Genomic DNA, 15,668 nt, shown 5'->3' with positions numbered 1-15,668 from the left:
TGTATGTCGCTATAGCGCTCTTTCTATTGTTTCATTTATTTTCCTACTATTTCATTTCCAGAAAAGGCTTTTGCAATCAGAAGATGCAGAATGATTAAAACGACTGAAGCAATACTTATAATAATGAGGTATGGAATATAACTGTTTTCACCCATTAAACCAACTAATGGCGTACTGATTCCGCCTATCAAAGTTTGTACTAATCCTAATAAACTTGATGCACTTCCGCTGCCGCCTGTTCTTTCATCCATCGCAACTGAAAAAGAAATGGTTGCTATACCTGTGACTGGTCCAACCAATGCTAAAAAAGATATAAATAAGATCCAAATTGGTAAATGCAAGATTAATACAGTGCTTATCATGATAACACCTATAATTTGCACTGCGGTATATCCTCTCATAATTGTTAATGGTTCAAAATAATCTACAAGTTTTCCTGCTAACTGTGACGAAATAATCAAACCAATACCAATCGTCGCAAACATCCAACTGAAAGCTTGCGGTGAAAGTGAATAGATACGTTGTGTAATGAAAGGAGAAGCTGATATGTAACTAAACAGAATTACAAAGGTCATCCCTTGCAACAACATCGGCAAAACAAACTTCGGCCTCTGCAAAAGTGATTTAAACTGTTTCAATATGGACATAATATCTGCTGGTTCTCTAGCTTCTTTACTGAGCGACTCAGGAATTCGAAGCCCAGAACTCATGACCATAAAAATACCAAAAACAGTCAATATGATAAATACCATATGCCAATTTGAAAAGATTAAGATGATACCGCCTAGTGTAGGTGCAATAACTGGAGCAATTCCATTAACTAACATCAGTACAGCTAAGAATTTAGTCAATTCTTTACCACTATACATATCACTAGCAATAGCACGTGAAATAACAGCTACAGCGCCTGCACACAATCCTTGTACTAGTCTTAGAGCAACCATCATTGTGATATTAATAGAAAAAATAATTCCCAAACTCGCAAGCGTATACACTATCATCACAATTACTAACGGTTGCTTGCGTCCTAAAGCATCTGAAATTGGTCCCATAAATAAATTACCGAAAGCGAGGCCAACCATAAATAACGTCAACGTCAATTGAGCCGCTGAAGTCGTCGTATGAAAATCTGATCTGATTTGAGGCAGACCTGGTAAAAACATATCAATTGATAATGCGCCAATAGCGGTTAATGCCCCTAATATGATAACCAGAAAAACTGTCGGTTTTTCTTTTCCTATATTGGAGTGACTCACGAAATTCCCCTCTTTCTCTCTTGAATCAATATTAGTTTAATCGTATACTTTAATGCTATTAAAATAAAGGGTAAATGCACGAATGCAAAATAAAAAAGAACGAAACAAAAATCTAAAAAAGATTTCATAGTTTCGTCCTTAACATCACATTGATCAATCTTTATCTGCATTCAACTTAAAAGTCGCTTTATTCTATTCTTGATTGCTGATAATTTTCAAATCAGAATCATCGCCATCTTTTTTTGAAGTATCTTCTAATTTATATTTAGATGTAACCCAAAATCCTTGGCTATTAATATTTGCTACTTTTGCATAGATATCAGAACCATCTTGAGACACGTCCGTTACTTGTGGACTTTGCATCATAGATTGTGCCCCTTGCCCATTTTGAAAAGATTGTTTCATAGTCTTGTAATTGTCTGTATCAGGTTTTAAAAAATTAGAAATGCTTGAAAAGTTATTTGCACCAGCAGCTGTATTCAATGCAGAAGTGTATTTATTGAAAAATTTGTTCACTTTATTCTTCAAACTGTTTTCTTCTTTCTCTTTTTCTTTTACATATTTATCAATCTTATCTTTTTCAAACTTTAATCGAACAGGTGTATTCTCTTTTAATTCGTTTGGATATAGTTTTAAAGTATCTGATTTAAACGTTTTACCTTTTACTTTTCCTTCTGCAGACACTTCTATTTCATCTGTTACAGGATAAGGTCCATATAATTTGGTATTGTCATAGCTGAATTGCTTACCGTTGATTTTAACTTTAGTATGCTTACTATCTAATTGATCGGCACCATCTAGTTTGATATTTAAATTAGCTTCTGGGAAGTTTTCATGTACATCAACAGTTTCACTATTGCTACCTTTAAATGAAAACGTCAAATAGCCTACAAACTTACCATTATCAGTTTCTTTCGTAGCTGGTATTTTATAATCACCAGGAATAAAATAACCTAACATTGTTGTTTCGTTCGGTTCTGCAATGACTTTTCTCTTTTTGTCATCTGTTCTAAAGACATAAGTCGTTTTTGCTTTTTTCTTAATGATTGCCTTTTTAGTTTCTGTAGAAAAACCAATATTATCAAAGAAAATATAACGGCGTCCATTCATTGTGACTCTCAAAATATTATTACCATCCGGTGTTTTGATGTAACCAGCATCTTTATTTTTCTTATCAATGTCATGAACCGTATCATTTAATTCTTTATCGAATTTCTTCAACCCAATTTCATTTTTGATGTATTTTATATACGTTTCTGCTTCGTCTCCGCCCACTTTATTATCGCGTGTACTTAAAATATTAGAGATACGCTGTGTATCATTATTTTTTACAGCGTTCACAAATATTTTAGCTTGTGCTTCCGGTGAGTTGAAATTTTTCAACAAGAAAAAAAGGATAATCAGCAGTATGATAATGAATGTACCAATACCCCATGGTACCATCTTACGTATACTTTGGTTGATATTCTCATTTGTTGTTTTATTTGTTTTTTTCTTTTTACTATTCGCTTTATTTGAATCATCACGATTGCTATCTTGAGATTGCGCCATAATTATTCACCTCAATTATTCCGATTCTCATGTAGATTTATTTCCAGGGAAATACCTTGTATATTTTTCAATTATGTTAGTTATTCCTTTAAACTACTATGTAAACAATCCTTAACATTAAAATTGTATTTTTTACATTTAACCCGCACAAATTTTACAGGTATTTTACTTAAAAGTAAAATTATTTCTGTACACATTTTTGCACTCGAATACTATTATAATGTACCTAGCGTTAAAATAATATACCTATTTAGCCTTAGAAATATGTAAATACTATATTAAAAAAACCGATGCATCCCTCAAATATGCACCGGTAATCTATACCTTTAAATTATAATTGGTTCTTTTTAACGTACTCTTTAATACGTTTATCTATAATACTTAAATTGTCAGCTGTATCTTCAATTTGTTTTTCACTTAAATCTTGCACTAAATAAACAGCCACTTCACTGATTATTTTTTTTGAACGTTCAATATATTCTCGCCCTTTCGGCGTTAACTTCACATATTTCAAACGTTGATCTACACTTGCATTTTGTTTTTCCCATTGGATGAGATCTAAATTAATCAGCTTTTTCACACGACGACTGATTGCAGCTTTATTTACGCCTTGTTTTTCTGTAATTTCAGATAAAGTAAGTGATTTATTGTTATCTAATAATAAAACTGCTCGAGATTGTTCCATAGAGACATTATATTCATGGCGCAAATCTTCTAGTAGTTTGGCAACCATAGAATTAATATCTTCTAAGAAATGGCCCATAAAGTCAATATGTTGTTCAATATTCTGCATGAATTTTCTCCTTCATTTATTTTAATAAATTCGAAGTGTCGCTAGGTTTTAAACTATGCTGTGCTTCTTCTGTATATCTAAGCATACCATATTAAAAGAATCTTAAGAAAAAATAGGGTAGAATTAAGTACACGAATTAATCGAATCGAGGTTAGTAAAGTTGATTCTTTCTATGTTACTTAGTTTATTACTCCTGTGCTGTTATTTTTACTTATTTTTTAATAGGCAGCATGGGTTAAATATTATATCGTTTTTTCTCAGTTTAATCACTGGTTTTGGAATAATTTTTATACATTTAATAACAGATACTTTTCCATACGATTTAGTAAGCATTTCCTTAGTAGGCAGTTTGCTGCTTTTATTTAAACATCGGTCTATTTTCGAGTGGAAAAGTGCACGAATGTTTTTATTACGTTTGTTGTGCATATCTGCTGCTGTATTCATATTGGCTTATGGTTTTTACTTGCTCAGCTGGCTTCCTGTTCTATTTTTAAACGGTCTATTTTTATGGTTGTGCTGGATAGCTGTAAGTACATTGTTTGCGCTCATTCATTACTTAAGCTGGTCTTCTACATATAGTATGATTGAATTTACTAAACCAACTAATTTAATCATTGTTTTAGGTGCTGGGCTCTATCGTGAAAAAGTCACACAAATGTTGGCTTGGCGTTTAGATCGTGCTGTAGCTTTGTATTTTGCTCAAGAACAACCAGTTTATATCATCGTTAGCGGCGGCAAAGGCGAGGGAGAACATGTATCTGAAGCAGAAGCTATGAAAGCTTATCTTATCGAAGAACATATACCAGAAAATCATATTCTTATGGAAGATGAATCTCATAGCACCTATGAAAATTTGGCGAATACGAAACAAATATTACATGATAGACTTGCTTTTCGTCCTGAAAATATGACTATTGTCACTAGTCAATTTCATATTTTACGTGCACTCCGCTTTGCGCAAATCTTAAAAATCAAAGCATCTGGAATTAGCAGCCGTACACCTTACGCCTTTTTTGATACGGCTTTAATTCGTGATTTTTTAGCCTTAATGTATTGCTATAAGCTTTTACTCACTATTTACTTCGGACTATTATTTATAGCAAGTATGTTAGAAGCTAATCCATTTCTGTTAAAATTATTCGGCCAATAAAACAAGCGTCCTATAAGCATTTCACTTTTATGTGACTGCTTATAGGACGCTTATCTATTTAACTAAAGGTAGCTGCTTATACAATTTCGCTTTTATCTTCTTTATTTAAAATTTTACCATCAAACAAATCAATAACACGATCTGCATACTTAAATAATCTTTGATCATGAGTAATCATAATACCTACCATATTTTCATTCGTAATACGGTCTCGTATCATTTGTGTTACTTCTACAGCTCGATGTGCATCTAAACTTGCTGTTGGTTCATCTGCTAATATAATTTTCGGGTCATTCATAAACGCACGCATAATAGCTACACGTTGTTTTTCACCGCCAGACAACATATGAGGATAAGCTTTCAGACGATGTTTCAAACCAATTTGTTCTAATAATTTACGTGCACGTTTGTCCGTTTCTCCCTTGCTCATACCTGCTTCTCTACCCACAATTGTTAATTGTTCTAACACTGTAAGGTAAGGTACTAAATGAGAAGCTTGGAAAATAAATCCAATTTCAGTCAAACGCATTTCTGCTTTAGATTTTTCTTTCGTAAATAACGGTTTGCCATTATATAAAATCTCACCTGAATCTTGATCTTGCAAACCGCCTAATATAGTTAAAAGCGTAGATTTACCTGAACCTGAAGCTCCGCTTAAGATGATAAATTCACCTTGCTTCACGTCAAAATTAACATCTTTCAACACTTCCGTTTTGGCTTCACCCGTACCAAATGATTTTGTGATGTTTTTTACTTCTAATGTCATTAAGCTTCCCCTCCTATTGCTTGTATCGGATTCACTTTGACTAATTTAATAAATGATAATGAAGCACCCACAATAGCGACAACAATAAACACACTAATCACAAGCAGCATATTCGTAATCGTGATATGGAAAGGCATTGTGACTGGCATGAAAGTTGATAATACGCTGATCAGCAATACAGAAATAATAACGCTGATCATTGTAACTAATAAGATTTGGAAAACCAATGACCATAAGAGATGACGCGTACGAATACCAATCGCTTTCAAAATTCCGATTTCTGAGATTTTTTGGATTGTCATTACATAGAAAAATGCGCTGAGTACAATAGCTGTTATAAAGAATAAACTGATAATCATCATATTCAACGGCGCTTGTTCTGCATTATAACTTGGGATATTGTCAGTTAAAGTTTTTTCATTGACTACCTTTACACCTGAAATATCATTTAATTTGCTTTGTTCTGCTTTAGTCATATGTTTTACAGGATAGAATGAAGCAGAGTGAGGCATTAATTGATCGAATTCTTGATTCGTTGTCATGACTGCTGAACTATGCGCATACATTGTGTCATTCATTACACCGACAATTTTAAAAGAATCATCATGCCCTTTCATTTTGATTTTATCCCCTACTTTTAATCCTTCACCTGTTAATTTTTTATTGATTGCAATTTCATTATCAGCTTTTGGATAATGTCCTTCAGTCAAGGCAGGTTTAAAATCTTTCACAGGATTAATCAGCAAAATGTCCAAATCATTTGTTTTATCTGAAACCATTGTTTGCTGTCCTAATTTAAAAGGTTTTTCGTTAATTACATTTTCAACTTTGCTTTGTTGGTCTGGTTTAATATTAGATTTCTCAATCACTGGTTGTTTAATATCTTGTACGACAAATTTTTCAGCATTCATGTTATTCAACATAGAAATATTTTCACGGCCAAGTCCTTGAGCAAGTCCGCTAATAAAAAGTACCATGCTAGAAAGCAACAAGATTATCAACATGATTAAGATGAACTTGAATTTGTAGAATGTCATTTCTTTCCATGCTAATTTCATCGTCATTTCTCCTTCTTTTTTTATGATATTTATATTGTAGAACTACTATATGAACTGAATATGAACAACTACGAAAAAATAATGTTAAAAATAGCAGAGCTGTTGTTGTGATGTTGAAAGAATATGTATAATAAATCTAAACCATATTGTAGGAGAAGGATATAATGACAACATGTTTAATTGTGGATGACGATTACCAAATTCTGCATTATGTATCATCTTACTTAGAAAAAGAAGGCTTTAAGACAGTCACGTACTCAAATGCAGAAGATGCATTGAAATATTTAGATAAGCAACATGTTGATATAGCAATAATAGATATCATGATGAATGGTATGGATGGTTTCGAATTGTGCCAAGAAATCAAAGATAACTATACATTACCCGTTATCATGTTAACAGCGCGTGATGCTTTAAGTGATAAGGAAGAAGCATATTTAACAGGCACTGATGACTACGTTACAAAACCGTTTGAAGTTCAAGAATTGATTTTTCGTATTAAGGCCGTTTTACGCCGATATCAAATAAATGCAGAAAACGAACTGGAAATCGGGAATTTAAAATTAAATCAATCTTATTTAGAAATTTCAACAGCTAATAAAACAATGACCTTACCGAACAAAGAATTCCATCTTCTATTCCTTTTAGTCAGTCATCCCAAACAAATATTCAGTCGGGAAGAATGTATCGAACGTGTTTGGGGATTTGATTATGATGGTGACGATCGTACAGTCGATGTACATATTAGACGTTTACGTAATCGATTGAATAAAATCGGGAGTAATATCAGCATTGAAACAGTACGCGGTTTAGGTTATAAGGCGGAAGTCCATGTTTAAAACACTCTATTCAAGAATTGCGATTTATACGGTTGTCATCATGTTATTCAGTGCGGTTGCGAGCTTTATTCTATCCAACATTTATTATCATATATACTTGAAGCCATCTAATGATCATAAAATCATGACGACACTTCAAGAAGCCAAAAATTATCAAGAAACATCTGATACTAAAAACATGAAAGCTTACTTTAAGCATATCAGTGAATTAAATTTTCAAGTTCTAACCGTCAATCAAGAAGGACACCGTCATTTTTACGGTGATAAATTCCGTCGTGACAATCTTTCTAAAAAAGCAGTACAACAAGTCCTCAATCATCACGATTATCATGGTATTCGCAATCATCCTTATCAATTATTCGTGACAGGCTTTTTCGATAATGAAACTGCCAATACTGTAGGTACAAGTTTTAATACACCACAAGGTAAAATTGCTGTTTTCATTCGCCCTGATATCGGTAAGTCTTTCAGTGAGTTCCGTGTCTTCTTAGCTATTTTAATTATCTTATTACTGATGATTTCAATGATTTTAATTATCAGTTCAACTTACGCCTTAATCAAACCAATCTCTCAATTAAAACGCGCTACTAATCGTTTGATGGAGGGTGACTTTAACACACCGATTGCTATTACACGTAAAGATGAATTCGGTACTTTACAATATCGCTTTGACCAAATGCGCTTATCCCTTAAACAACTAGATGACATGCGTCAGCATTTTGTGCAAAATGTTTCGCATGAAATCAAGACACCTTTAACGCATATTCATCAATTATTAAATCGCTTAAGTACAGCTGATAACGAGAAGGATCGCACATTTTATATCTCTGAAATTTATGCGACTACAAACCGATTAAGTAACCTTACCCACGCTTTGTTATTATTAGCTGAGTTAGATAATAACGAACACCTTGAATTTAAAGATGAGGTGCAACTTACTGAAATCATTCGTTTAATTATTCGTCATGAACAATATACGATTGATGCGAAAGACTTAATCGTCATGACAGATATTGAAGATGTAGTTATTCAAGGTAACTATAGATTGTTGTATCAAGCTTTCCAAAATATTATTTCAAATGCTATTAAGTATGCTGAGCAAGATGGAAGTGTTGATATAGATATAGCCCCTTCAAAACAAAATTCTGAAGTTATTGTATGTCGTATTTCTGATGATGGTCCAGGAATGTCTGAAGAAACAAAAGCACATTTATTTGAACGTTTTTATAAAGGCACACATTCTGCAACCAGCAATGGTCTAGGCTTAGCAATTGCTCAAATGATTATCCAACTTCATGGTGGTCAAGTCGAGGTTGAAAGTACACTTGGTGAAGGTAGTACGTTCATTATTACTCTTTCAAAAAAATTATAGAAAAAAGCAGATGCAAACGATTTTTCAATCGTTGCATCTGCTTTTCTTTTTATGATTGCAATTTTAAATATTTATCTTCTTCTGCTTTTACTTCTTTATAAAGTTCTGCATTTTCAGCTAAAGATTGTCCGAATGACGGAATCATCTCTTTAATTTTACTTTCCCATTGCGGGAATTCATCTTTGAAACAACGTTGTAAAATATCCAACATTACATCCACTGCTGTTGAGGCACCTGGAGATGCACCGAGCAATGCTGATAAAGTACCGTCTTCGTTTACAATTACTTCTGTACCGAATTGTAATGTACCTTTACCTTTATCTGTATCTTTAATCACTTGTACACGTTGGCCTGCAACTACAGGGCTCCAGTCTTCTTTTTTAGCATTAGGAATAAATTCTCTTAATTCTTCAATACGCTCTTCATCAGACAACATTAATTGTGAAATTAAGTACTGTGTTAACGGCATTTCTTTTACACCTGCTGATAACATTGTTAACAGGTTATTCGGTTTTACAGATTTGATTAAATCCATATTAGTACCTGTTTTCAAGAATTTTGGTGAGAAGCCAGCAAATGGACCGAATAATAATGATTTTTTACCATCGATATAACGTGTATCTAAGTGAGGTACAGACATTGGCGGTGCACCTACTTTAGCTTTACCGTATACTTTAGCATCATGTTGTTCTACGATTTCTGGATCTTGACATACTAAGAAAATACCGCTGACTGGGAATCCGCCGATGTGTTTAGATTCTTTGATATTTGTTTTTTGGAGAAGTGGTAAACTTGCGCCGCCTGCACCGATAAATACAAAATCAGATTCATAAATTGTGACATCGTTTGTAAGTAAATCTTTGACTTTAGCTTTCCAAGTACCGTCTTTTTGTTGTTTAATATCTAGCACTTGATGTTCATATTCAACTTGAACATTATTTTCTTCTAAATAGTTGAATAATTTACGAGTTAAAGCGCCAAAGTTCACATCTGTACCTGATTTATCACGACTCACTGCAACAGGAATTGGACTTGTGCGATCTTCCATCATCAATGGCAACCACTCAGCAATTTTATCTTTATCTTCAGTCATCGTCATTTCTTTGAAAAGCGCATTTTCAGTTAATGCTTTGACACGACGTCTTAAGAAATCAACGTTGCGTACGCCGATTACAAAACTCATATGCGGTACACTGTGAATGAATTCTTCTGGTTGTGTTAAGTTACCATGTTTAACTAAGTAAGCCCAAAATTGTTTAGATACTTGGAATTGTTCATTGACTTTCAATGCTTTGGAGATATCAAGAGAGCCATCTGGCATTTCTTTTGTATAATTCATCTCACATAATGCAGAATGCCCGGTACCTGCGTTATTCCAAGCATTTGAACTTTCTTCTGCTGGTTCTTTCAATTTTTCAAAAACTTTAATTTCTTTTTCCGGTGCAACTTTTTTTAATAAAGTACCTAATGTCGCACTCATGATTCCGCCACCAATTAAGATGACATCTGTTTTGCTATGTTGTGCACTCATAACAAATACAGCCCCCTTTTTAATAATTAAAGATGACATACACTTAAGTATGCTTCTCAACCCTCTCTTGAGAAAGCGCTTTCTATTATAAAAACTAACACACCTAAGAACGTCTTTAGTTGTTAGGTTACAACCACTTTGATGTAATGAAGAATAATTTGTTCTATTCCTTTATTATATACGTATTCATCTCAAGACAAAAGGGGTAAGGATACTTAATCGGCAAATAAATATAGAATGTTGCTTTAATGCACTGTACATTGCATTAAAACACAGGTAATATGCTATAATTGAATGAAATTACAGGAGGAGCTGACATAAATATGAAGTCAATTACATTCTTAATGCACAACATATTTGCTATGGGCGGGACAGTTAAAGCAGTAACCCAATTAGCAAATGTATTGGCAGATAAAGGACATGATGTAGAAATTATTTCTGTATTCAAGGGCAGCAAGTCTCCTTATTTTAAACTTCATAATAATATTAAGGTTACGTCACTCATAGACTATAATCTAAGACTTAAAAATGTTTTAAATATCACCATCAATCGATTACGTAAATGGACACCATTTTTCAAACCTACTATCTTATCAAGTTATGAACCTGGGTTAAATCAATTTTCTAGTTATGTAGAAAAGAAAATTGTCCGTGCAATATCAGAAGTAGATACAGATATATTAGTAGGCACACGTGCCAGCTATAATGTTTTAATCGCTGATCATGCACCTTCTTCTGTCATGACAATTGGAATGGAACATATGAACTTACATGCACACCCAACTTCTTATCAAAAAGAGATCATAGAAGCTTACAAAGATTTAAACTGCATTACTACTTTGACAGATGCAGACCGCAAAGCTTATGAAAAAGCAACGCATGTACCCGTTTATACAGTTCCCAATATGATAAGTGAATCACGCATAGAAATACCCAAGAAGCCGCAAATTATTGCAGCCGGCCGCTTAGAATATGAAAAAGGGTTTGACTTGTTGCTGCAAAGTGTTGAATTAATTCAAGAGAGTTTGCGTGAAATGAATTATTCACTCAAGATTTATGGCGATGGTCAACAACGAAATGATTTAGAAGATTATATTCAACAACATCAATTAAATGATATTGTTTCTATTCACCCTTCTACAATGCATTTACCGCTTCGATTAGCAGAGAGTACCATTACTGTAGTCCCTTCTAGAAATGAAGGCTTTGGTCTGATTATTTTAGAAGCGATGAATCAAGGTGATATTGTTGTCAGCTTTAAAGGTAACGCTGGTCCTGAAACTTTAATCCGCTCTGGATATAATGGCTATCTTGCAGATTATCAAAACTTCGAAGACTTAGCAGATGATATTTCAAACGTGATTTCTGCACCACCTTCCGAACAAGGAAAAATTATAGAACGTGGCTTTGAAACTGTAGCGCAATATTCTCCAGACCGTGTTTACCAAGATTTTATGAAAGCAGCCAATAGTCAACAAGAATCCCAAATCAACTGAAATTGACTTGGGATTCCCATTACTTTAATTTTTAATAATACATATTCATGGAAATACCGTTATATGCATATCAACAAGCATACAACGGTATTTTTTAAAGTTAGAATATTAAAGATAATATAAATGTCCAGATACAGATAAAGACTAAAATACCAACACTGAATCTTAATGACATTTTTAAGAGTTCAGATTCTTTACCTACTTCTTTAACAGCTGCTGTTGCAATTGCGATTGATTGAGGTGAAATAATTTTAGCTGCAACTCCCCCAGCAGTATTTGCTGCTACAAGCAATCCGCCGCTCACTCCGATTTGACTTGAAACGGAAGCTTGAATTGGCGCAAATAATGAGTTGTTGTTTACAACAGAACCTGTCATAAACACACCGATCCAACCTAAGATTGGTGATAATAGTGGGAAAATACCTCCAGTTTTAGAAATACCTTGTCCCATTGCTGCACTTAATCCCCCATAAGTTGTTAACTTTGATACTGCCAAAATGAAACAAATAGTAAAGATAGAAATCCATAACTCTTTAAAAGTTTCTCCAAGTAAAAGTCCTGCATCTTTAAGTGTTGTATTTTTAGATAATAACAACGTAATAATAATTGTTAATAAAATAGCTGTTCCTGTTTGACCAATAATGTTAAAGTTCAATACGATCGATTTATGAGTTGCTTCGCTCATTGTACCAGGTAATGGAATAGCTGCAGTTAAGAAACTTAATGCACCTCCTGGTAAGAATAGTTTTTTAAAGAACGGCATACTCCAAATCATTACAAAGATGGTTAAAATATAAAACGGACTCCATGCATATAATACTTCTTTAACAGATAGCTTTCTGATTTTAGGCGGTTTTGCATCTTTTTGAATACGGAAAATATTTTTCGGCTGAAACTTTCTGCTGAATAAAGCAAGGGCTCCCATTGAAGCAAGCGGCGGGATAATATCTGCTAATTCCGGTCCTTGTGCCAATGTAAGAATACCTTGAAGTACAGTGTAAGTAATAGATACAACTAAAATTGCTGGCAAAGTTTCTTTAATACCTTTAAATCCATCAAGGATAAACACTAATAAGAAAGGAATAAAGAAGTTAATAAACGCTAATGTAAAAGTTGAGTAACGTGAAACTTCAATTGCAGAAATACCGCCATGCAAGTTCAAAGTGTCAATAACTGCTACCGGCAAACCAATGGCACCAAATGCCCCAGCCGCTGCATTTGCTACTAAACACAACATTGCAGCTTGTAAAGGTTTAAAACCTAAATAAATTAAAAGTAATGAACAAATTGCGATTGGTACACCAAATCCTGCTGCACCTTCTAAAAACGCATTAAAAGAAAAACCGATTAATAACAATTGAATACGTTGGTCTTGTGAAATACTGGCAATACTGTCTTGAATCATACCGAATTGTCCTGTTTTAGTTGATAATTTATATAACCATACAGCCATAATTACGATATAACCAATAGGCAGCCAACCTTGGTAAAAACCTTCTATTACAGCTCCAGTAGCTGAACCTCCTGGTAATTTAAAGATTAATGTTGCTACAATCAACGTAACAACTAAAGTAGTAATCGCAGCGTAAATCCCCTTCATTTTAAAGATTGTTAAACATAACAAGAATAAAATAATCGGAATACTTGCTACAAGACTTGATAATACAAGATTATTGAATGGATCAAAAGATGATACTAACATTGTTCTCCCCGCTTCTTTCTATTTTTTATTTTGTTGCTAGTTTGTATATAATTTACTTCATTTGTATATGTGAATTAATTCACATATAATATACCATGATTATAGTCTCTGTTCAATCTTTTTTTATGGTTTTTTCAATCTGTTTTTTTAATAAAAACCCTTTAATATCAATGTATACGCTTACATTTAAGCTATGTCTCACTTTACTGTATCAGTCATCAAATCAGCTTTTATTGATACAGTTTTATATAACTTGGATTTTCGAAAACTTTCTCTTTTAACTTGAAGGTTCTCTTTCCTTCTTTTTAATTGAAGTGATAAAATAGAGATTAATAAATTATGATAACAATGCATTAAAAATGATTGTATTTTATTCATATGAATATCAAAGAGGTTTTACAATGAAAATAATAAAATTAGAATATAAACAAGGAGATGAAATGCTATTTGCTTTAAAGAAGGCAAAAAAAGATGGCTATACGCATTTTATTCCCACTGACTTGAACATAGATATTTATCCTGATCAAATGGATGCTATAACGCAAAATGATATAAAAGAATCTGTAATTATTGACTATACACTAGACCAATATTATCAAAATGACTGCCGTTATTTCGGAAACACTTCACTTACTTTTGATGAATGGATGAATAATATCAATCACTATCCGAATATGATATTCAGTATCCAACAAAGTATCCGACAACTTAAATCTGAAAGTTGCGAGACTGCTTTTGACTTAATGGCAGCAATCTTACTATTTCATAAAGTTAAGGTTGATGGCCATGTTGTTTTTGATTTTAAAGAAAGCTGTCGCACTTCTGCTTCTTTCTATACAACTTTACAAGACCGAAGTTTTACAGAATTAACGCATTTTAATTTAAATAAATTAGCTTATCTTCATCATCATAAAAAGCCATTTAAAATGAATCAATGTGCTATGCCGGAAAACCCGCGTTTTATTGACAAAATGTTATGGAACACACGCTTCAAAGTACCGCATTTCATTACAAGTTCAGTGCTTGATAGAAGCTATGAAAAGCATCAAAAACACAGTAATATAGATGAACCAATTTCCACAAACTTAAATGGTGCTGTTGTCTTTTTAGGTTTTGATTACGGATTCAGAGGCAACTCTCGATATTTATTTAATTACTTTGCTAAACACCATTCTCGATATCCTGTTTACTTTATTACATCAGAAGCAACTGGACCGCATTTTATACAGCCTGATGATCCCGAAGCTGAAAACTTAATTGAAAATGCAAGTGTTGTAGTAGCTGAAAGTTATATCCCTGATCATTTAAAGCTTAATGGAACTATTATTCAATTGTGGCATGGTACGCCTATAAAAAAACTATTCTTAGATAGTAAAGAGCCGTTCCAAAATAAAGAAATATATAATTATCGTGCCCGAAAATATAATAAGTGGATACAGCAAAATTATTTAATTTGCGATAGTATGAGAGCTGCTGATTTATTCGAGTCAGCTTATCCTATGCAAAATAGTGAAATGATTGCATGCGGATATCCTCGCGTACGTTATTTAATTGATAAAAAAGACGATAGACCTTACGTACGTTTCATTAAAAAGGAACTGCAGTTAGATTTGAATAAACCGACATTGTTATATGCACCTACTTGGCAGACAGATAGTCATAAAGAAAATCTCTTACCTATCACCCCAAAATTATTAGCACATTATAATTTCATTTATAAAGGCCATATTGAAGAATTGAAAAACATGGCTGAGTATTTACCGAAAGAAGTCATCATACCTTCAGCACATATTGAAACACAAGATTTAATTTTGGCTTCAGATGTTGTTTTAAGCGATTATTCATCAATTGTTTTTGATTCGTTAACTATCAACTTGCCGACAGCGCTATATACACCGAATATAGCTGAGTATGAAAAAGAACGCGGTTTATATCCTGAGGTATTGAAAACCTTTAACCGAGTGCGCTACAAAGATGCAGATCAGTTAATCAATGACTTGATTGAACAGCGTATTAAACCTATTGGAAATCCATACCTCAACCGAAATAATCATTCTTTCGAGACGATTTCCAGCTTAATTGTTCAAAACCTACCTAATTCCGCACGAAAACGTAAAAAGTAAATCAATCTAAAAAACTCGAGTGCAATCTATT

At 33.3% G+C, this 15,668-nt stretch carries 12 protein-coding genes; 5 read left to right on the top strand and 7 right to left on the bottom strand.

What is annotated here, in order from left to right:
• Positions 1 to 35 precede the first annotated feature (35 nt).
• The 3 genes from DYE31_RS03060 to DYE31_RS03050 all read right to left on the bottom strand — a co-directional run bounded on the left by DYE31_RS03060 (position 36) and on the right by DYE31_RS03050 (position 3,600).
• Positions 36 to 1,256, bottom strand: coding sequence for a multidrug effflux MFS transporter (locus DYE31_RS03060; protein WP_015901099.1), 1,221 nt, complete (start codon positions 1,254 to 1,256; stop codon positions 36 to 38).
• 192 nt (positions 1,257 to 1,448) lie between these two features.
• Positions 1,449 to 2,807 (bottom strand): TcaA NTF2-like domain-containing protein, encoded by a 1,359-nt coding sequence (locus tag DYE31_RS03055; RefSeq protein ID WP_015901100.1) that lies wholly within the window; start codon positions 2,805 to 2,807, stop codon positions 1,449 to 1,451.
• Positions 2,808 to 3,138: 331 nt separating this feature from the next.
• The gene (locus tag DYE31_RS03050; protein ID WP_015901101.1) at positions 3,139 to 3,600 is read right to left on the bottom strand and encodes a MarR family winged helix-turn-helix transcriptional regulator; all 462 of its coding nucleotides are present in this window, start codon (positions 3,598 to 3,600) and stop codon (positions 3,139 to 3,141) included.
• Positions 3,601 to 4,000: 400 nt separating this feature from the next.
• Between DYE31_RS03050 and DYE31_RS03045 the strand changes: the two genes are divergently transcribed.
• On the top strand, positions 4,001 to 4,750 hold the full coding sequence (locus DYE31_RS03045) for a YdcF family protein (RefSeq protein WP_231839062.1): 750 nt from the start codon (positions 4,001 to 4,003) through the stop codon (positions 4,748 to 4,750).
• 76 nt (positions 4,751 to 4,826) lie between these two features.
• On the opposite strand, the gene DYE31_RS03040 is transcribed toward DYE31_RS03045, so the two are convergent.
• Both DYE31_RS03040 and DYE31_RS03035 read right to left on the bottom strand, forming a co-directional pair.
• Positions 4,827 to 5,516, bottom strand: a complete 690-nt coding sequence (locus DYE31_RS03040; protein WP_015901103.1) for an ABC transporter ATP-binding protein — start codon at positions 5,514 to 5,516, stop codon at positions 4,827 to 4,829.
• A complete protein-coding gene (locus DYE31_RS03035) occupies positions 5,516 to 6,574 on the bottom strand; it encodes an ABC transporter permease (protein ID WP_015901104.1) in 1,059 nt (352 codons plus the stop codon). Before DYE31_RS03035 ends, DYE31_RS03040 begins: the two co-directional genes overlap by 1 nt.
• A gap of 164 nt (positions 6,575 to 6,738) precedes the next feature.
• Here DYE31_RS03035 and DYE31_RS03030 point away from each other — a divergent pair, with 164 nt between their 5' ends.
• Entirely contained in the window at positions 6,739 to 7,413 is a 675-nt protein-coding gene (locus DYE31_RS03030; RefSeq protein ID WP_015901105.1) for a response regulator transcription factor, read from the top strand.
• A complete protein-coding gene (locus DYE31_RS03025; RefSeq protein WP_015901106.1) occupies positions 7,406 to 8,785 on the top strand; it encodes a sensor histidine kinase in 1,380 nt (459 codons plus the stop codon). Before DYE31_RS03030 ends, DYE31_RS03025 begins: the two co-directional genes overlap by 8 nt.
• A 49-nt stretch (positions 8,786 to 8,834) precedes the next feature.
• On the opposite strand, the gene mqo is transcribed toward DYE31_RS03025, so the two are convergent.
• Positions 8,835 to 10,316, bottom strand: a complete 1,482-nt coding sequence (gene mqo, locus DYE31_RS03020; protein ID WP_115314359.1) for a malate dehydrogenase (quinone) — start codon at positions 10,314 to 10,316, stop codon at positions 8,835 to 8,837.
• A gap of 323 nt (positions 10,317 to 10,639) precedes the next feature.
• Between mqo and DYE31_RS03015 the strand changes: the two genes are divergently transcribed.
• Positions 10,640 to 11,812 carry a glycosyltransferase gene (locus DYE31_RS03015; RefSeq protein ID WP_015901108.1) on the top strand — a complete coding sequence of 391 codons (1,173 nt, stop codon included), beginning with the start codon at positions 10,640 to 10,642 and terminating at the stop codon, positions 11,810 to 11,812.
• Positions 11,813 to 11,912: 100 nt separating this feature from the next.
• Here the strand turns inward: DYE31_RS03015 and DYE31_RS03010 are convergent, their stop codons facing one another.
• The gene (locus DYE31_RS03010) at positions 11,913 to 13,514 is read right to left on the bottom strand and encodes an L-lactate permease (RefSeq protein ID WP_015901109.1); all 1,602 of its coding nucleotides are present in this window, start codon (positions 13,512 to 13,514) and stop codon (positions 11,913 to 11,915) included.
• A 401-nt stretch (positions 13,515 to 13,915) separates the two neighbouring features.
• Here DYE31_RS03010 and DYE31_RS03005 point away from each other — a divergent pair, with 401 nt between their 5' ends.
• Positions 13,916 to 15,637: a CDP-glycerol glycerophosphotransferase family protein gene (locus DYE31_RS03005; RefSeq protein WP_015901110.1), complete on the top strand. Its 1,722-nt coding sequence runs from the start codon at positions 13,916 to 13,918 to the stop codon at positions 15,635 to 15,637.
• The last annotated feature ends 31 nt before the right edge of the window (positions 15,638 to 15,668 follow it).

This window comes from Staphylococcus carnosus (assembly GCF_900458435.1).
Lineage (GTDB): Bacteria > Bacillota > Bacilli > Staphylococcales > Staphylococcaceae > Staphylococcus > Staphylococcus carnosus.
Note: the sequence above shows the minus strand (reverse complement) of the source record. Positions and strands in the feature narration are given on the sequence as shown.